The organism is Amycolatopsis sp. NPDC005961, assembly GCF_040629235.1.
Classification (GTDB): domain Bacteria; phylum Actinomycetota; class Actinomycetes; order Mycobacteriales; family Pseudonocardiaceae; genus Amycolatopsis; species Amycolatopsis camponoti.
In genome coordinates, this window is the sequence record NZ_JBEXVF010000007.1 from 92,724 (window position 1) to 109,907 (window position 17,184).

The following is a 17,184-nucleotide window of genomic DNA, read 5'->3' on the forward strand; positions in this document are numbered from 1 at the left end:
CGGCTGCCGTATAGGTCGTTATACGCAGGGAACCGCCGGGGGTGTGGTGGCGTCGGAGGGGGCATGATCGATCCGTGTCCGGGCTGTGGGCAGCTGGACCAGGTGCAGCACGTGCCCGCCGTCTACCAGGGCGGGCACGCGTTCTTCCGGGGGCGGGGGCCGGCGGTGGCGGTGCCCGCCGGGGACGGGTTCGTGTACACGAGCAGCCAGGTCAGCGGGGTTTCGGTGTCGGCGGTGGCCCGGGCGCTGGATCCCTTCCCTCCCCCGCGCCGGAGCGGCGGTCTGGTGGCTGCGGTGATCGTGCTGGTGCTGGTCGGGAGCTGTTTCCTGGGGTTGCCGTTGTCGTCGCTGGACGATCCGCCGCCGGGTGGGGCGCTGGGGTTCGCGGTGATCTCGTTGCCCGCGTTGTGCGTGTACGTCGCCGCGAGTGTGGTGGTCTGGCTGTACGTTCGGCGGGTGCGAGCCCACCGGCGCCAGCGGCGGGGGGTTCCGGCGGCGCAGCAGGTGTGGGAGCAGGGCTGGTTCTGCCACCGGTGCGGCGGGGTGTACTTCACCGACGCGGGGCGGCTGCTGACGCCGGAGCACTTCCGGCAACTGGTGGCGCGGGCCGGCGGCTACGAGCGTTAGGCCAGGACGGTCAGCGCGCCGGGGACGCAGCTGACCGTCACCGGCACGGTCCCCTGCGGCTCGCCGTCGGCGTAGGCCGGCCAGCTGTTGCCCGTCAGGGAGACCGACCGGGCGCGCAGCGTGCGGACCGCCGGGTGGGTGAGGTGCTTGCCCGTGCGCAGGCCCGGCAGCATGCGGATGAGGCCGCGGCGGGTCACGTCGCCCACCACCGTCACGTCGAAGACGCCGTCCTCGGGGTCCGCCGTGGGGCAGATCGGGACGCCGCCGCCGTAGAAGCGGGTGTTGCCGACGGCCACCAGGGTCGCGTCGAGTTCGAGGCGTTCGGTGCCGGTGTCGACCACCACCGGCCGGGAGCGGAACGCCGCCAGCTCGGCGAGGATCGCGACGTCGTAGCGGCGGGGGCCGGACGGCCAGCGCATCCGGTTGGCGCGTTCGTTGACGCTCGCGTCGAAGCCCGCGCACAGCACCGTCGCGAACCACGTCTCGCCGGCCCGGCCGAGGTCGATGCGGCGCCGGGCGCCCGAGCGCAGGGCCGCCACCAGCGCGTCGACCGCGGGCAGCGGCTCGCCGGGGACGCCGAGGGCGCGGGCGAAGTCGTTGCCGGTGCCCGCCGGGACCAGGCCGAGGGCGACGTCGTGGTTCGCGCAGAACTGGACGCCCTGGTGCGCGGCGCCGTCGCCACCGAGGACGACCAGGACGTCGAGGCCGGCGTCGTGGGAGGTCCGCATCAGCTCGCGGGACTCCTCGACGGAGTTGGCGACCAGCACGTCGAGGCGGTCGACGGCGACGCGCAGCCGCTCGGCGACGGTGTCCGCGATGCGGGCGGCCGCGCCGTGCCCCGAAGCCGGGTGCACGGCGAGCGCGGCGTGGATCCCCACTAGGTGATGTCGTCGGTCGCCGAGCGGCCGCCGGACGCGGTCGGAGCGGCCGGTTCGTCGTCGATGGTGCTCGGCGTGTAGCTGAACGGCGCGGCTTCGTCGTCGTCGAGCTGGTCCCAGCCCTCGTCGGAGCGTTCGCGGTCCTTCTTGCGGTCGTGCAGGCGCGCGAGCTGGATCGACAGCTCGAACAGCACCGTCAGCGCACCGGCCAGGCCGAGCATCGAGAACGGGTCCGAGCCCGGGGTGACGAAGGCGGCGAAGACGAACAGCGCGAACACGATCCCGCGGCGCCACCGCTTCAGCTGCCGGTACTTGACCACGCCGACGCGGTTGAGCATCACCACGAGCAGTGGGAGCTCGAAGCTGATCCCGAAGATGATCAGCAGCGACAGCATGAACGAGATGTACTTGTCCGCGGTCAGCGCGGTGATGAACTCTTCCTGGCCGAAGCCCATGAGCAGCTGCAGGGCGTGCGGGAAGAGCAGGTACGCGAGCACCGCGCCGCCGGCGAACAGGACCGATGCGAAGCCGACGAAGGTCAGCGCGTACTTGCGCTCCTTCGAATACAGACCGGGGGCGATGAACGCCCACACCTGGTACAGCCAGAGCGGCGAGAACAGCACGGCGCCGGCGGCCAGGCCGACCTTGAGCTGGATCATGAACGCTTCGAATGGCACGGTCTGCAGCAGCTGGCAGCCCTGGTAGCCGTTGAGGCGGCGATCCGGCGGGATCGCGCAGTAGGGGTCCTTGACGATCTCGCCGAGCGACGGGATCGGGCCCACCTTGGTGCTGAACCAGAAGAAGCCGACGATTCCGCCGATGACGACGGCGAGCAACGCGAAGCCGAGGCGACGGCGGAACTCGTAGATGTGCTCGATGAGCGTCATCGTGCCGTCGGGGTTCTTGCGACGGCTGCGCTTGCGCCGCTTCGACTGGCGGCTGGCACCGTTTCCGGAGGCGGGTTCCGCCACGGGATGTTCCGTTCTCGTCGGAGTCCGCCGGAGCGCGCCGGGACCGGCGCGCTCCGTGGACCAGGGACCGGGTGTGGCCCAGCCGTCAGCTGGCGTTCTTCTGCGGCTGGTCGGCCTGCTGCTTCTTCAGCTCGTCGAGCTGCCGCTGCAGGTCGGCGACCTGCTGGTCGGTCGCGGCGGCGGGGGCCGCCGGGGCGGGCGTGGCCGGGATCTGCTTCGTCTCGACCGGCTCGGCGTCCTCGTGCGAGGTGCTCTTGTCGCCCGCGAGGTCCTTGGTCTCGGCCTTGAAGATCTTCATGGACTTGCCGATCGACCGGGCCGCATCGGGAAGCCGCTTGGCCCCGAACAGCAGCACGACGAGCAGCACCAAGATGATCAAATGCCATCCTTGCAATCCGTTGGCGAACAAGATGGCCTCCTATCTGCGTCTGGTAGGGATGTTACTGGTTTTCCGGTTTCCGGCGGCGCTCCGCGAAGGCGACGCGCAGCGCGGCCGACCGGGCGCGGATGAGCCCCGCCCGGTCCTGGGTGTTCGTAGCCACCATGCTTGCGGTCTGCTTGAAACCACGCAAGACCTTGGCGGTCCGCACCAGCAGGACGACGAGCAGCAGCAGGCCGATCGCGGCGAGCACGACGGTGGGCAGGTACGGCACGTCGATCACCCTAGTGGTCGCAGGTTGACGGAAGGTGACGGGCTCGGGCCACCGCGTCGGCCGCGCGGCGTCCGACGTCCGCCGCGAGGTCGGCCGGACTCTCGACCAGCGCTTCTCCGCCCAAGCCCAGCACGAGGCGCACCATCCAGGACTGGTCGGCGTAGCGCATCCGGATCCGCAGGCGGCCGCCGTCGAGCTCGTCGAGCTCCTCGCACGGGTAGTACTCCGCTACCCAGCGTGCGTCCTGGTCGAGGACCAGCACGGCCTCCCGCTGGTCGGGACGCTCGCGGAAGACACCTTCGGAAATGTCGGTGGGGTGGGCGTGCGCGGGCGGGCGCGACGGCTCGTCGAGGACCGTCAGGTCGTCGATCCGGTCGAGCCGGAACAGCCGGACGCCCTCGGCGCGGCGGCACCAGGCTTCGAGGTAGCCGACCGCCTGGACGATCAGCAGCCGCATCGGGTCGACCGTGCGCTCGGTGATCTGGTCCTTGGACGCGGTGTAGTAGCGGATCCGCAGCGCCCGCCCGTCCCGCAGCGCCCGGGCGACCTCCTCGCGGGTCCGCGCGGTCTTCTTGCCCTCGCGCACCCCGCCGCCGACGACCACGCCGGCCGGCTGGGCCTGCCCGGCCGCGGACTCGATCTTGGCGATGGAGCGGCGGACGGCGTCGCCGTCGAGCACGCCCGGCGTCTCGGCCAGCGCCCGCAGCGCGACCAGCAGCGCGGTCGCCTCACCGCCGGTGAGCCGCAGCGGCCGGTTCATCCCGGCGTCGTGGGTCACGACGATGGTGTCGCCCTCGAAGGACAGGTCGATCAGGTCGCCGGGCCCGTAGCCGGGCAGCCCGCACATCCACAGCAGCTCGAGGTCCTTGCGGAGCTGCTTCGGCGTGACGTCGAAGTCATGGGCCGCGTCGTCGACGCGGACGCCGGGGCGCGCCAGCAGGTACGGCACCAGGGCGAGCAGCCGCGGCATCCGGTCGGTCGACCCGCTCACCGGCCGCTCCCCTGCCGGGCCACGACGGCTTCGAGCCGGTCCTGGACGGTCTTGGCGAGCACGTCGGGTTCGAGCACGACGACGTCGGGGCCCTGCGCGGTGATCCAGTCGGCCGCCGACTCCGGGAAGTAGAGCCCGATCTCGACGAGGTCGCCCTCTTCGCCGTCGATCGCGCACCGGCCGATGACGGTGCCGCGGCGGCGGACCCCGGCGGCGCGGCCGTCGGCGACCCACAGCCGCGCGGTGGTCACCGGCGCCGGTTCGGCGTCACTCGTGACCGACACCAGCTTGAGCAGGTTGACGCCGTCCGGGCGCTGCACCGCGCCGGGCTTGCCGACCGGCCGCACCTGGCCGGTGACGCGGGAGAGGCGGAAGCAGCGGGTGGCGCCGCGGTCGCGGTCGTGCCCGACGACGTACCAGCGAGCCTTCCACGACACCACGCCCCACGGCTCCAGGGTGCGCATGATGCGTTCCGGCGAGCCGCTGCGGCGGTACTCGAAGCGGACGGCCTGGCCGTTCTGCACCGCGGCGAGCAGCGGCCCGAACGCCGGTTCGGCGCGCACGCGCGGCTCGACGACGGTGGGCGCCTGGTCGTCGACCTCGAGACCGGCGGCGCGCAGCTTGACCAGCGCACCCTGCGCCTGCCCGGTCAGCTCCGGGGAGTCCCACAGCCGGGACGCGAGCGCGACGGCGGCGGCTTCGTCGGGGGCGAGGTCGATCTCGCCGAGCTCGTAGTCGCGGCGGGCGATGCGGTAGCCCTCGATGGCGTCGAAGGCGGAGTTGCGGCCGGTCTCCAGCGGGATGCCGAGCTCGCGCAGCTCGGTCTTGTCCCGCTCGAACATCCGGAAGTAGGCGTCGTCGCTGGCCGCGTCGCCGTATCCGGGCACGATGCCGCGGATCCGCTCGGCAGTGAGGTACTGCCGGGTGGACAGGAGGGCCAGCACCAGGTTTACCAGCCGTTCGGCGCGTGCGGTGGACACCCGGTAGAGCCTAGCCCGCGCCGCCCGGCCCGATCGTGAGGTCCGGGGTGCGCGCGTCGTAGTCGGTCCTGGCGGTGCTCACGGCGTCGAAGTTCGTCTCGGCCCAGTCCTTGAAGCCCGCCATCAGCGCGCGGAGGCTTTCCCCCAGCGGCGTAAGGGAATAGTCGACGCGGACGGGTACCGACGGAGTCACCTCGCGGCGCACGAGACCGTCGCGTTCGAGCACCCGCAGGGTCTGGGTGAGCATCTTCTGGCTGACCCCGGCGATGCGCCGCGAAAGGTCGCTGTAGCGCTGCGAGCCGTCACCGAGCGCGACGAGGACCAGGCTGACCCACTTGCCCGCGATCTCGTCGAGGAGCTTCCGGGTGGGGCAGGCCGCGAGATAGGCGTCGTAGGCGGCTTTTTCGGCCTGCCGCCGCTGTTCCGCCGTGCGCGTGGGCACCGGGCGAACCTCCTGGTACGTGGGGAACCTGCGGGTGCGTACTTCCCGTTGGAGAGTAGCTCCCCATAGGTTCGCGAGGAAAGGGTTCCCGGTCGGTCGAGGAGGGTTCGATGCGTGCGATCGTGGTCCGGCGGTTCGGGGGTCCCGAGGTGCTGGAAACGGTGGAAGTACCGGTGCCGGAGCCCGGCCCGGGCCAAGTGCGGATCCGGGTGGCGGCGGCCGCGGTGAACCCGGTGGATCTCGCGACCCGCGCCGGGATCCTGACCGAGGCCGGGGTGATCCCGCCGCGGGAGGTGCTCGGGCTGGGGTGGGACGTCGCCGGTGTGGTCGAGGCGGGCTCCGGGTTCCGGGCGGGCGACGCCGTGATCGGCCTGCGCGACCGCATCTCACTCCCCCTCGGCGCCTACGCCGAGCACCTAGTCCTCGACTCCTCCGCCGTCGCCCCCGCACCCGCCGGCGTCTCCGCCGTCGAAGCGGCCACCCTCCCCCTCAACGCCCTGACCGCCGCCCAGGCCCTGGATCTGGTGGAGACCACCGGAACGGTGCTGGTGACCGGCGCGGCGGGCGCGGTCGGCGGGTACGCCGTCACCCTGGCTCACGCCCGCGGGCTCCGCGTGGTGGCCGTCGCGTCCGCGGCCGATGAAGTCCTGGTCCGGGGCTTCGGCGCCGACGAATTCGTGCCGCGCGGGCCGTCGCTCGGCGAACGGGTGCGAGCGCTGGTCCCCGGTGGGGTGGACGCCGCCCTCGACACCGCGCTCCTCGGCCTCGAAGCGCTCGACGCCGTCCGGGGCGGCGGTGAGTTCGTCGCCTTCGCCGCCGGGGCCGCGCCGATCCCCCTGCGCGGGATTCGCCTGCGGCACGTCTGGATCCGCGCGGACGGCGGACGGCTCGCCGAGCTGGCCGCCACCTTGCCCCCGCGCGTCGCCGATGTGCTCCCCATGTCCGTGGCCGCGGTCGCCCACGAACGGCTGGCCGCGGGCGGGTTGCGCGGCCGGCTCGTGCTGACGCCGTGAAACTTCCCTAGCGTGGGGCCCATGGATGATCGCGTTCTTCTCATCACCGGTGCTTCGCGCGGCCTCGGCGCCGCCACCGCGCGGCTGGCCGCCGCCTCCGGGTTCAAGGTCGCTCTCGTGGCCCGCAAGGCCGAATCGGTCACGGCGCTGGCCGCCGAGCTCGGCGAAGACCGGGCGCTCGCGCTCGGCGCCGACGTCGGGGACTGGCCGGGCATCTCCGGCGCCGTGACGGCGGCCGTGGAGCGGTTCGGACGGCTCGACGCCGCCTTCGCCAACGCCGGGATCGGCGTCGGGACCTCGTTCTTCGGCACCGACGACCCCGACCCCACCGAGTGGGAGGCGATGGTCCGCACCAACGTCCTCGGCGCCGCCTACACCGCCCGCGCCGCCCTGCCCGCGCTGAAGGAGACGTCCGGGCACCTGCTCATCACCGGCTCGGTCGCCGGCCGCTACATCCGCAACGCGAGCCTGTACTCGGTGACGAAGTGGGCGGTCACCGGGATGGCCGGCGCGATCCGCGAGGAGGCCGTCGGTACCGGCGTCCGGGTCACGCTGATCAACCCCGGCATCACCGACACCGACATCCTCAACGACGACCAGCGCAAGAAGCCGCACCTGGAGCCGGACGACATCGCGCGCGCCGTGCTCTACGCGCTCTCCCAGCCGCCGTCGGTCGACGTCAACGAGATCATGGTCCGCCCGGTCGGCCAGGTGCTCTAGCGGCTCAGGCGGGCTACGCGGCCCTTCGCGCCGCTGGCCCAGCAGGCCGCGCCGGCGCAGTCGACGCTGTCGAAGCTGCCACTGTCGAACGACGTCCAGTGCCGGCCGCCGTCCGGGCTGTAGTCGCTGCCGCCCGGGCCGACCGCGAGGACGGCACCGCCGCGCCAGGCCACCCCGGAGCGGTACCCCGCCGGGTACTGCGACGGGGTGCGCCAGGTCCGGCCCGCGTCGCCGGTCAGCGCGACGGCCGGGCCGGGCGCCGCCGGGTTCGCGTAGTCGCCGCCGATCGCGATCCCCTGGCCCGGGTTCCGGAAGGCGACGGCGAACACGCCGGCGGACGGGCTGCTCGGCAACGGCGTCCCGGACGCCGTCCAGTGGCGGCCGCCGTCGCCGGAGTGCAGGACGCGGGCCGTGGCACCGCCGCCGGTCGCGAGCCAGGCGTCGAACGGCCCGGCGGTGGTGACGCACTGGCCACTGGCCGCGAACCCGGCCTCACCGGGCAGGGCGGGCGGGAAGCCGCTGTCGGGGACCTGGTGCCAGCTGCGGCCGCCGTCGAAGGTGGCCTGCACGCGGAAGCGGCCGTCGACCGGGTCGCTCATCGCGAGCCCGCGCCACGGGTCGAAGAACGCCAGGCAGTCGTAGAAGGCGGCGGCGTCGGTGTTCTGGAAGGTCTGACGCCAGTGCGCGCCGCCGTCGTCGGTCCGGTAGACGCGCGAGTCGGTGCCGGGACCGATCGAGAGCGTCACGGCGTGCTCGGCGTCGAAGGCCTCGATGTCGCGCAGCTCGAGCGTCTCCGCCCCGGGCGGGCCGACGGACTTCCAGGTCCTCCCGGCGTCAGTGGTGCGCAGGACGGTGCCCTGGGTGCCGCTGACCCACGCGACGCGGGCGCTGACGGCGGACAGGCCGCGGAACTGGGCGGTGACGCCGGTCGGCGCCGGCTCCCACTTCGGCGGGTGCTCCCCCGCCGAAGCCGGTGCCGCGACGGAGACCAGCAGGGCGAGCACGAGCAGCACGACACGCATGCGGCGATCCTGCCGCACCCGCGTCGCGACTTTCGTCGGGAACGCCGAAGGGGACGCCCGGTGCGGACGTCCCCTTCGGCGGTACGGGTCAGAGCGAGCTGATCAGGCGCTCCACGCGCTCGTCGACCGAGCGGAACGGGTCCTTGCACAGCACGGTGCGCTGCGCCTGGTCGTTGAGCTTCAGGTGCACCCAGTCGACGGTGAAGTCGCGCCCGGCGGCCTGGGCGGCGGCGATGAAGTCGCCGCGCAGCTTCGCGCGGGTCGTCTGCGGCGGGGTGTCCTTGGCGGCCTCGATCTCGCCGTCGTCGGTGACCCGGCGGACCAGGCCCTTGCGCTGGAGCAGGTCGAAGATGCCCCGGCCGCGGCGGATGTCGTGGTAGGCCAGGTCGAGCTGCGCGATGCGCGGGCTGGAGAGGTCCAGGTCGTGCTTGTGCCGGTAGCGCTCGACGAGCCGGTGCTTGATCGCCCAGTCGATCTCGGTGTCGATCATGCCGAAGTTCTGCTGCTCGACCGCGTCCAGGGCCCGGCCCCACAGCTCGACGACGCGCTCGTTCGCCGCGGTCGAGCCGTTGTCCTTGATGTGCTGGACGGCCCGCGCGTAGTACTCGCGCTGGATGTCCAGTGCCGAGGCCTCGCGCCCGCCGGCCAGCCGCACCTGGCGGCGGCCGGTGAGGTCGTGGCTGATCTCGCGGATCGCCCGGATCGGGTTGTCCAGCGTGAAGTCGCGGAACTGGACGCCGGCCTCGATCATCTCGAGCACCAGGTTCGCCGAGCCGACCTTGAGCATCGTCGTCGGCTCCGCCATGTTCGAGTCGCCGACGATGACGTGCAGGCGCCGGTAGCGCTCGGCGTCGGCGTGCGGCTCGTCGCGGGTGTTGATGATGGGCCGCGAGCGGGTGGTCGCGCTCGAGACGCCCTCCCAGATGTGCTCCGCACGCTGGGAGAGGCAGTAGACCGCGCCGCGCGGGGTCTGCAGCACCTTGCCGGCGCCGCAGATGAGCTGCCGGGTCACCAGGAACGGCAGCAGCACGTCGGCGATCCGGGAGAACTCACCCGCGCGGGTCACCAGGTAGTTCTCGTGACAGCCGTAGGAGTTGCCCGCGGAGTCGGTGTTGTTCTTGAACAGGAAGATGTCGCCGCCGATGCCCTCGTCGGCGAGCCGACGTTCGGCGTCGACCAGCAGGTCCTCGAGGATCCGCTCCCCGGCCTTGTCGTGCGTCACCAGCTGGACGAGGTCGTCGCACTCGGCCGTCGCGTACTCGGGGTGCGAGCCGACGTCGAGGTAGAGCCGGGAGCCGTTCGACAAGAACACGTTGGAGGAGCGTCCCCAGGACACGACCCGCCGGAAGAGGTAGCGCGCCACCTCGTCGGGCGAGAGCCTGCGCTGTCCGTGGAAGGTGCACGTGACCCCGAACTCGGTCTCGATGCCAAAGATCCGCCGCTGCATGCCACCAGAGTAGGCGCTGGACCCCCTTCGACGGTGCGCCGTTCGGGCGTCGACACGCCCCCGGTATGCCACAGACGGTGAAATCCCCCCGATTCAGGCACGATTGGAGCACTGCTCTTGACGACTTGGGGAAGGCGACTCCTTGACACACCAGCTCATCCAGGCCTTCCGGCGCGTCGGGCGCACCGACCGCGCCCTCATCCGGCGTAGCGCCGCCCTCCCGGCCACGAAAGCCGACGACGCGCTGATGGCGCTGTCGAGATCGGCCAACAAGTCCCGGCTCTGGTGGGGCGTCGCCGCGGCGCTGGCGGTCCGGAAGGGCGCCACCCGGCGAGGCGCGCTGCGCGGGGTGGTCGCGATCGCCGGGGCCAGCGCCGCGGCCAACCTGATCGGCAAGCCGCTGTTCCCGCGTCGCCGCCCGGCCGAGGAGGAGGTGCCCGTGCACCGCCGCCTGCGGAAACGCCCGACGTCGTCGTCGTTCCCGTCCGGCCACTCCGCCTCGGCGGCGGCCTTCGCGACGGCGGTCGCGATGGAGTCGCCGCGCGCCGGGCTCGCCGTGGCGCCGCTCGCGCTGGCCGTCGCCTACTCGCGCGTCCACACCGGCGTCCACTGGCCCTCCGACGTCGGAGTAGGCCTGGGCATCGGGGTCGGCGTGGGCCTGGCGACCCGGCACTGGTGGCCGCTGCACGACGACGTCCCGGCCCGCACCGCCCACGACGCGGACGCGCCCGAGATGGTCGACGGCGACGACATGCTCGTGCTGGTCAACCCGAAGTCCGGGATCGACGGCCAGGACCCGACCGAGGACGCCCGGCACGCCTGGCCCAAGGCCGAGATCCTCCACCCGGACCCCGACCAGGACCTGATCGGCCAGCTCGAAAAGGAGATCGACGCCCGCGGGACGGTTCGCGCGCTCGGCGTCGCGGGCGGTGACGGCACCGTGGCCGCGGTCGCCGCGGTCGCCGCGGAACACGACCTGCCGCTCGCGCTGATCCCGGCGGGCACGCTCAACCACTTCGCCCGCGACGTCGGCGTCCGCTCGATGCCCGACGCGGACGCGGCCACCGAGCTGGGCAACGCCGTCGGCATCGACCTGGGCGAGGTCGAGATCGAGGAGGGCGACGGCGGCACCGCGCACCGCTGGTTCGTCAACACCGCCAGCCTCGGCGGCTACCCGGAGATGGTCCGGCTGCGCGAAAAGCTGCAGGAAAAGCACCCCAAGTGGCCCTCGGCCGCGATCGCGCTCGCCCGGACGCTGCGACACGCCAAGCCGCTGACCGTGCGGCTCAACGGCAAGCTCACGCAGGTCTGGCTGCTGTTCGTCGGCAACGGCACGTACGCGCCGAAGGGCTTCGCGCCGAGCCGCCGGCCCGCGCTCGACACGGGTCTGCTCGACGTCCGCTACCTGCGTGCCGACCTGCCCTACTCGCGGGCGCGGTTCCTGCTGGCGATGGTGACCCGCACGCTCGCGGCCAGCCACGTCTACCAGGAGCTCGACGTGCCCGAGCTGGACGTCGAGCTGCTGGACGGGCACCGTCGCGTCGCCACCGACGGCGAGGTCGGCCCGCTCGGCAACCGGTTCCGCTTCCGGTCCCGCCCCAGCGCGCTGACCATCTATCGTCTTTAGGGACTCTTTACTTTCTCTCAACGAACCCACAGCGTCCCCTGGCTAGCGTCTTGATCGAGATGCGGGCGACCCTGCCCGCGGCCAGGGGACGAGCGGGGATCGAATGGGCGGGCACGGCCTGGCGAGCGGCATCCACCGGGCCGCCACCGACCCGGTGCTGCCCGGTGACATCACCGCGCGGGCCCGGGACCTCGGCCCGTTCGAGTCCCCGCTCATCTGGCTGGCCCTCGCCTCGGCCGCCGTCGCGGTGCTCGCCACCGTCATCGCGTTGTGGCGCCGGCGCCGGGTGCGCCGCTGGGGCTTCACCGCCTTCGGCGTCCTGCTCCTGCTCGCCGCAGTCACTGCCCTGAACAGCTACGTCGGGTACGTCCGCACGTCCGACGACCTCGCGCGCCTGCTGCAGAAGGGACCCGGCGTCGTCAACCTCGCCGGCCGCCTGCTCGACGACGGCACCGAAGCGCCGTCCGACTCCGCGGTCTCGCGCCCGGGCGCGGGCAAGGCGGCCGCCGGCCAGCGGATCGACGTGGTGAACCTGCCCGACCCGGCGCACGGCGTCCCGTCCGGCAGCAACTACGTCATCCTGCCGCCCGGCTACGACGCCGCCGCGGCGCGGCGGTACCCGGTCGTCTACCTGATCCACGGCTACCCGTTCGGCGGCCCCCGCGACTGGCTGACCTCCGGCGACGCGCCAGGCACGCTGCTGGCCCTGCAGCAGGCGAACGTCATCGAGCCGATGATCGTCGTGAGCGTCGACCTGACGGCCGGGGTGCCCAGCACGGACTGGGAGTGCCTCGACGTCCCCGGCGGGCCGCAGCTGGAGACCTACCTCGCCCGCACCGTGGTCCCGGCGATCGACCAGCGCTACCGCACCATCGCCGACCGCGGGCACCGGGCGCTGGGCGGCATGTCCGGCGGCGGCTTCGGGGCGCTCAACATCGGCCTCCACCACGTCGACGAGTTCGGCACCCTGCTGATCGCCCTCCCCTACGACGACCTCAACGACTCGGTCGGCGTCCTCGACGGCAACCGGGCCGCCATCGCCGCCAACACCCCGCGCCGCTACCTGCCGGGGATGACCTTCTCCGCGCCGATCTCGGTGATGCTCGCGGTCGGCACCGGTGCGCCGACCGACGTCACGACGGCCCACCGGATCGCCGACGCCCTCCGCGCCCGCGGCCAGGAAGCGGTCGTCCACGCCGAACGCGGCTTCAACCACACGTGGCACACCGCCCGGGCGACGCTGCCGTACCTGCTGGCCTTCGCCGACCAGAACTTCCGGGCCTCACCGGCGACGTCCTGAAATCCGGTTGTCCGGCCCGGGACCCTGAAGCATGGACCTCGCGACGCACTACGCCACCGGCCCCGCCGAAGACGACCGGCTCGCCCGCACCCCGCACGGCCGCCTCGAGTACCTGCGCACCCAGGAGCTGCTCCGCCGCCACTTGCGCGGCCACGAACGCGTTCTCGACGTCGGCGGCGGCACCGGCGTCCACGCGGCCTGGCTGGCCGCCGAAGGGCATCCCGTCCACCTCGTCGACGTCGTCCCGGCCCACGTCGACCGGGCAGCGGCGGTGCCCGGTGTCACGGCCTCGGTCGGCGACGCGCGCGGCCTGGACGCGGCCGACGCCTCCTACGACGTCGTCCTGCTGCTCGGCCCGCTCTACCACCTCGTCGAAGCGGCCGACCGGACCCGGGCTCTCGCCGAAGCCCGCCGGGTGTTGCGCCCGGGCGGCCTGCTCGCGGCCGCGGGCATCAGCCGGTACCTCTCGCTCCTCGAAGCCGGCGCGGCCGGCACGTTGAGCGCGGACCGGGTCGCCCCGGTCCGCGAGGTCATCGACACCGGGGCTTACGACGGGCACGCCGGGTTCGTCCGCACCCACTGGCACACGGCGACCGAACTGCACGACGAAGTCACCGCGGCCGGCTTCGCGGACACCACCGTCTTCGGGGTCGAAGGCCCCGCGTGGCCCGCCCTCGACGCCGCGGGCATCGCCGAGTACCCGCACCTGGCCGAATCCGCGCTGCGCGCCGCCCGGATCGTCGAACGGGACCCGCACCTCATCGACGCCAGCGCGCACCTGCTCGCCTTCGCCGGCCAGCCCGCATGACGAAGGCGGGGGCGCGTCCACGCCCCCGCCTTCGGGTGGTCCTACTCGCCTTCCGGCTTGCCCTCGGGCTCCTCGCCCTGCGGGTCCGGCACCGGCAGCAGCGAGTCCAGCGCCGTGCCCGTCAGGCGACGGAACGAGCGACGCGGGCGGTCGCGGTCCAGGACCGCCACCTCCAGCTTGATCGGGTCGGCCTCGCCGTTGCCGTTCGCCGGCGAGGTGGACGAAGACGAGGACCCGGCCGACGAGGTCGACGAGGTCGTCGCCGGCTGGGTCGGCGTCCGCAGCGCGGCCACCGCCACACCCAGCGCCGCCTGCAGGTCCAGGCCGTCCTCGAACGTCTCCTTCAGCTTCGCCGCGATCTTCTCGTTCTGGCCGCCCATCACGATGTACTGCGGCTCGTCGAAGATCGACCCGTCGTAGGTCAGCCGGTACAGCTGGTCCTCCGCCGCGGTCGCCGCGACCTCCGCCACGCAGACCTCGACCTCGAACGGCTTCAGCTGCTCGGTGAAGATGCTGCCCAGCGTCGCCGCGTAGGCGTTCGCCAGCGCCCGCGCGCTCACGTCACGCCGGTCGTACTGGTAGCCCTTGAGGTCCGCGTGCCGGATCCCCGCCACGCGCAGGTTCTCGAACTCGCTGTAGCGCCCGACCGCCGCGAAGCCGATCCGGTCGTAGATCTCGGACACCTTGTGCAGCGTCGCCGACGGGTTCTCCGCCACGAACAGCACGCCGCCCGCGTACTTCAGCACCACCACGCTCCGGCCACGCGCGATGCCCTTGCGCGCCAGCTCGGAACGCTCCCGCATCAGCTGCTCGGGAGAGGCATACAACGGCATCGTCACGGTGTGCGCTCCAGGTTCTTCGGTGTTCCAACGTTCACTGGTTCAGCCCGGGGTCAGGAGAGCCGGCTCTGGTGGCGCTCGATCCGCCCCGCCACCACGGCTTCCGCGACGGCCGCCGTCTCCGACTCCGGCAGCTGGACGGCACCGCGCTCCGCGGTGATCGTCACGACGCTCGGGAAGATCCGCCGCACCAGGTCCGGGCCGCCCGAAGCGGTGTCGTCGTCGGCCGCGTCGTACAGCGCTTCGACCGCGACGCGCACGGCGCCCTCGACGTCGGCGTCCGGGTCGTGCAGCTTCTTCAGCGCGGATTTCGCGAACAGCGAACCCGAGCCGATGCCCGCGTAGCCGCCGTTCTCCTCGTAGCGCCCGCCGGCGGCGTCGTACGAGACGATCCGCCCGGCGTGCTTGGCGTCCTCGGCCTCGAGGTCGTAGCCCACGAACAACGGGATCGCCGCCAGCCCGGCCATCGCCATCTCGAGGTTGCCCTTGACCATCCCGGCCAGCTTGTTCGTCTTGCCGTCCAGCGACAGCGAAACGCCCTCGATCTTCTCGTAGTGCGCCAGCTCCACGGCGTAGAGCCGCACCATCTCCACGGCCAGGCCCGCCGTACCCGCGATGCCCACGGCCGAGTACTCGTCGGTGACGTGCACCTTCTCGATGTCCCGGCTCGCGATCAGGTTGCCCGACGTCGCCCGCCGGTCGCCCGCGATCAGCACGCCGCCCGCGAAGGTGCAGGCGACGATGGTCGTCCCGTGCGGCACACCCAGCTCCGCCGCGCCCGGCGAGACCTTCCGCTGGGGAAGCAGCTCAGGCGCCTGCGCGCGCAGGAAGTCGGAAAACGACGACGTCGCCGACGAGAAGTACGCGGCCGGCAGCGCGGGACCCGAGATGCCCCTGGTGTTGTCCATACGTGCTCAAAAATCCCATCTGTGCGGGCCTCGCGGACCAGAGGCCCCGCGCCCGGTCACCACCGCCCGCACGCGGACGCGGTCACCACCACGCGAGACCCCGGCCGCCGGCTGAACGGTCGGCAAGGGCGTGGCGCCCCGAGCGGCTTACTCGCCGCCCTTCTGCACATAGGCCCGGACGAAGTCCTCGGCGTTCTCTTCGAGCACGTCGTCGATCTCGTCGAGGATCGTGTCCACGTCCTCGCCGAGCTTCTCGCGTCGCTCCTGACCCGCCGCGCCGGTGTCGTCGAACTCTTCGTCAGAGTCGCCGCCGCCGTGCTTTTCGATCTTTTCCTGGGCCATCTCGCCTCCCGGTGTGGCTGATGTTTCCTAGCCTACCCAGCGGCCCCGACATTCGGGGCAACGCCGCGATCACTGGTGCGTCCCACCTAGTCCGAACCGGTGAGCGCCTCCACCAGGTCTTCCGCCGTCGCCGACTCGTCCAGCAGCTTCCCGACGTGGGCCTTCGTCCCGCGCAGCGGCTCCAGGGTCGGGATCCGCACCAGCGACTCCTTGCCCACGTCGAAGATGACCGAATCCCACGACGCCGCCGCGATCGACGTCGCGTACTTCTCCAGCGCCCGGCCCCGGAAGTAGGCCCGCGTGTCCGACGGCGGCGTCGTCACCGCGGCCAGCACCTCTTCCTCGGTCACCAGCCGCTTCATCGACCCGCGCGTCACCAGGCGGTTGTACAGGCCCTTCGCCAGCCGGACGTCCGAGTACTGCAGGTCGACCAGCCGCAGCCGCGGCGCGCCCCACGCCAGGTTGTCCCGCTGGCGGTACCCCTCCAGCAGCCGCAGCTTCGCCGGCCAGTCCAGCCGGTCCGCGCACTCCTGCGGGTCGCGCGCCAGCGCGTCCAGGATCTCGCCCCAGACCCGCAGGACCTCCTTCGACGCCTGGTCCGCGCCCGTGCGCTCCAGGTTCTGCGAGGCGATCTCGTGGTAGGCGAACTGCAGGTCCAGCCCGGTGTACTTCTTGCCGTTCGCCAGCGCCACCTGCGCCTTCAGCGTCGGGTCGTGGCTGATCTGGTGCACCGCGCGCACCGGCTCGTCCAGCTTCAGGTCGTCGAACCGGATGCCCGACTCGATCAGGTCGAGGATCAGCGCCGTCGTCCCGACCTTCAGGTACGTCGAGTACTCCGACATGTTCGCGTCGCCGATGATGACGTGCAGCCGGCGGTACTTGTCCGCGTCCGCGTGCGGCTCGTCCCGGGTGTTGATGATCCCGCGCTTGAGCGTGGTCTCCAGGCCGACCTCGACCTCGATGTAGTCCGCACGCTGGGAGAGCTGGAAGCCGGCTTCTTCGCTCTGCTGGCCGATCCCGACGCGGCCCGAGCCGGTCACCACCTGCCGCGACACGAAGAACGGCGTCAGCCCGGCGATGATCGCGGTGAACGGCGTCGACCGCGCGCACAGGTAGTTCTCGTGCGTGCCGTAGCTCGCGCCCTTGCCGTCGACGTTGTTCTTGTACAGCTGCAGCTGGGGCTGGCCGGGCACGGACGCCGCCTTGAGCGCGGCCTCCTCCATCACCCGCTCGCCCGCCTTGTCCCAGATGACCGCGTCGCGCGCGTTCGTCACCTCGGGCGCCGAATACTCCGGGTGCGCGTGGTCGACGTACAGTCGCGCCCCGTTGGTCAGGATGACGTTCGCCGCGCCCAGGTCCTCGACGTCGGGGTCGTGGCCCGGCCCGCCTGGCCCGGTCAGGTCGAACCCGCGCGCGTCGCGCAGCGGGGACTCCACCTCGTAGTCCCACCGCGCCCGCCGGGCGCGCGGGATGTCGGCCGCGGCCGCGTAGGCCAGCACGACCTGGGTGGAGGTGAGTACCGGGTTCGCCGTCGCGTCGCCCGGCACGGAGATGCCGTACTCGACTTCGGTTCCCATGATCCGCCGCATGTCCACCACCCTACGGGGTCGTCCTAG

General features: G+C 72.4%; 19 protein-coding genes. 6 read left to right on the forward strand and 13 right to left on the reverse strand.

The annotated features are described in order from the left end of the window. The first annotated feature begins 63 nt into the window (after window positions 1–63). The gene (locus ABZ342_RS08770; protein WP_360470416.1) at window positions 64–627 is read left to right on the forward strand and encodes a hypothetical protein; all 564 of its coding nucleotides are present in this window, start codon (window positions 64–66) and stop codon (window positions 625–627) included. Here the strand turns inward: ABZ342_RS08770 and ABZ342_RS08775 are convergent. From ABZ342_RS08775 to ABZ342_RS08805, 7 genes are all read right to left on the reverse strand, one after another. After that, a complete protein-coding gene (locus ABZ342_RS08775) occupies window positions 624–1,505 on the reverse strand; it encodes a diacylglycerol kinase family protein (protein WP_155544090.1) in 882 nt (293 codons plus the stop codon). The genes ABZ342_RS08770 and ABZ342_RS08775 overlap by 4 nt on opposite strands. Then, the gene (gene tatC, locus ABZ342_RS08780; RefSeq protein WP_360470419.1) at window positions 1,505–2,476 is read right to left on the reverse strand and encodes a twin-arginine translocase subunit TatC; all 972 of its coding nucleotides are present in this window, start codon (window positions 2,474–2,476) and stop codon (window positions 1,505–1,507) included. Before tatC ends, ABZ342_RS08775 begins: the two co-directional genes overlap by 1 nt. An 85-nt stretch (window positions 2,477–2,561) precedes the next feature. After that, window positions 2,562–2,885, reverse strand: a complete 324-nt coding sequence (tatA, locus tag ABZ342_RS08785; protein ID WP_155544092.1) for a Sec-independent protein translocase subunit TatA — start codon at window positions 2,883–2,885, stop codon at window positions 2,562–2,564. A 31-nt stretch (window positions 2,886–2,916) separates the two neighbouring features. After that, complete coding sequence (locus ABZ342_RS08790) at window positions 2,917–3,129, reverse strand: bacteriophage holin (RefSeq protein ID WP_155544093.1); 213 nt, start codon at window positions 3,127–3,129, stop codon at window positions 2,917–2,919. Between the two features lie 10 nt (window positions 3,130–3,139). Next, window positions 3,140–4,120, reverse strand: a complete 981-nt coding sequence (locus ABZ342_RS08795) for a WYL domain-containing protein (protein WP_155544094.1) — start codon at window positions 4,118–4,120, stop codon at window positions 3,140–3,142. Next, window positions 4,117–5,100, reverse strand: coding sequence for a WYL domain-containing protein (locus ABZ342_RS08800; RefSeq protein WP_155544095.1), 984 nt, complete (start codon window positions 5,098–5,100; stop codon window positions 4,117–4,119). The genes ABZ342_RS08795 and ABZ342_RS08800 overlap by 4 nt, the downstream gene beginning before the upstream one ends. 10 nt (window positions 5,101–5,110) lie before the next feature. Next, window positions 5,111–5,542 carry a helix-turn-helix domain-containing protein gene (locus tag ABZ342_RS08805; protein WP_155544096.1) on the reverse strand — a complete coding sequence of 144 codons (432 nt, stop codon included), beginning with the start codon at window positions 5,540–5,542 and terminating at the stop codon, window positions 5,111–5,113. 110 nt (window positions 5,543–5,652) lie between these two features. On the opposite strand from ABZ342_RS08805, the gene ABZ342_RS08810 reads away from it, so the two are divergent. Next, window positions 5,653–6,555, forward strand: a complete 903-nt coding sequence (locus ABZ342_RS08810; RefSeq protein ID WP_360470424.1) for an NADP-dependent oxidoreductase — start codon at window positions 5,653–5,655, stop codon at window positions 6,553–6,555. A gap of 21 nt (window positions 6,556–6,576) precedes the next feature. Beyond that, window positions 6,577–7,275 (forward strand): SDR family oxidoreductase, encoded by a 699-nt coding sequence (locus ABZ342_RS08815; protein ID WP_155544098.1) that lies wholly within the window; start codon window positions 6,577–6,579, stop codon window positions 7,273–7,275. Here ABZ342_RS08815 and ABZ342_RS08820 read toward each other — a convergent pair. Beyond that, window positions 7,272–8,297, reverse strand: a complete 1,026-nt coding sequence (locus ABZ342_RS08820; protein ID WP_360470426.1) for an oxidoreductase — start codon at window positions 8,295–8,297, stop codon at window positions 7,272–7,274. The two genes, ABZ342_RS08815 and ABZ342_RS08820, sit on opposite strands and share 4 nt — an antisense overlap. A gap of 88 nt (window positions 8,298–8,385) precedes the next feature. Further along, entirely contained in the window at window positions 8,386–9,744 is a 1,359-nt protein-coding gene (pafA, locus tag ABZ342_RS08825; protein WP_155544100.1) for a Pup--protein ligase, read from the reverse strand. Between the two features lie 142 nt (window positions 9,745–9,886). On the opposite strand from pafA, the gene ABZ342_RS08830 reads away from it, so the two are divergent. From ABZ342_RS08830 to ABZ342_RS08840, 3 genes are all read left to right on the forward strand, one after another. Next, on the forward strand, window positions 9,887–11,371 hold the full coding sequence (locus tag ABZ342_RS08830; RefSeq protein ID WP_360470429.1) for a phosphatase PAP2 family protein: 1,485 nt from the start codon (window positions 9,887–9,889) through the stop codon (window positions 11,369–11,371). Window positions 11,372–11,474: 103 nt separating this feature from the next. Further along, a complete protein-coding gene (locus tag ABZ342_RS08835) occupies window positions 11,475–12,671 on the forward strand; it encodes an alpha/beta hydrolase-fold protein (RefSeq protein ID WP_360470432.1) in 1,197 nt (398 codons plus the stop codon). Window positions 12,672–12,702: 31 nt separating this feature from the next. Next, window positions 12,703–13,479 (forward strand): class I SAM-dependent methyltransferase, encoded by a 777-nt coding sequence (locus ABZ342_RS08840; RefSeq protein WP_360470435.1) that lies wholly within the window; start codon window positions 12,703–12,705, stop codon window positions 13,477–13,479. A gap of 41 nt (window positions 13,480–13,520) precedes the next feature. Here ABZ342_RS08840 and prcA read toward each other — a convergent pair whose 3' ends face one another. The 4 genes from prcA to dop all read right to left on the reverse strand — a co-directional run bounded on the left by prcA (window position 13,521) and on the right by dop (window position 17,157). Further along, entirely contained in the window at window positions 13,521–14,318 is a 798-nt protein-coding gene (gene prcA, locus ABZ342_RS08845; RefSeq protein ID WP_155544104.1) for a proteasome subunit alpha, read from the reverse strand. Between the two features lie 53 nt (window positions 14,319–14,371). Next, complete coding sequence (gene prcB / locus ABZ342_RS08850; RefSeq protein WP_155544105.1) at window positions 14,372–15,226, reverse strand: proteasome subunit beta; 855 nt, start codon at window positions 15,224–15,226, stop codon at window positions 14,372–14,374. A 147-nt stretch (window positions 15,227–15,373) separates the two neighbouring features. Beyond that, window positions 15,374–15,568 (reverse strand): ubiquitin-like protein Pup, encoded by a 195-nt coding sequence (locus ABZ342_RS08855; protein WP_013226725.1) that lies wholly within the window; start codon window positions 15,566–15,568, stop codon window positions 15,374–15,376. 86 nt (window positions 15,569–15,654) lie between these two features. After that, a complete protein-coding gene (dop, locus tag ABZ342_RS08860) occupies window positions 15,655–17,157 on the reverse strand; it encodes a depupylase/deamidase Dop (protein ID WP_155544106.1) in 1,503 nt (500 codons plus the stop codon). Window positions 17,158–17,184: the final 27 nt, after the last annotated feature.

Coding starts and splice junctions, on each gene's coding strand:
- ABZ342_RS08770 (WP_360470416.1), top strand. CDS start 64: ATGATCGATCCGTGTCCGGGCTGTGGGCAGCTGGACCAGGTGCAGCAC.
- ABZ342_RS08810 (WP_360470424.1), top strand. CDS start 5,653: ATGCGTGCGATCGTGGTCCGGCGGTTCGGGGGTCCCGAGGTGCTGGAA.
- ABZ342_RS08815 (WP_155544098.1), top strand. CDS start 6,577: ATGGATGATCGCGTTCTTCTCATCACCGGTGCTTCGCGCGGCCTCGGC.
- ABZ342_RS08820 (WP_360470426.1), bottom strand. CDS start 8,297: ATGCGTGTCGTGCTGCTCGTGCTCGCCCTGCTGGTCTCCGTCGCGGCA.
- pafA (WP_155544100.1), bottom strand. CDS start 9,744: ATGCAGCGGCGGATCTTTGGCATCGAGACCGAGTTCGGGGTCACGTGC.
- ABZ342_RS08835 (WP_360470432.1), top strand. CDS start 11,475: ATGGGCGGGCACGGCCTGGCGAGCGGCATCCACCGGGCCGCCACCGAC.
- ABZ342_RS08840 (WP_360470435.1), top strand. CDS start 12,703: ATGGACCTCGCGACGCACTACGCCACCGGCCCCGCCGAAGACGACCGG.
- prcB (WP_155544105.1), bottom strand. CDS start 15,226: ATGGACAACACCAGGGGCATCTCGGGTCCCGCGCTGCCGGCCGCGTAC.
- ABZ342_RS08855 (WP_013226725.1), bottom strand. CDS start 15,568: ATGGCCCAGGAAAAGATCGAAAAGCACGGCGGCGGCGACTCTGACGAA.
- dop (WP_155544106.1), bottom strand. CDS start 17,157: ATGCGGCGGATCATGGGAACCGAAGTCGAGTACGGCATCTCCGTGCCG.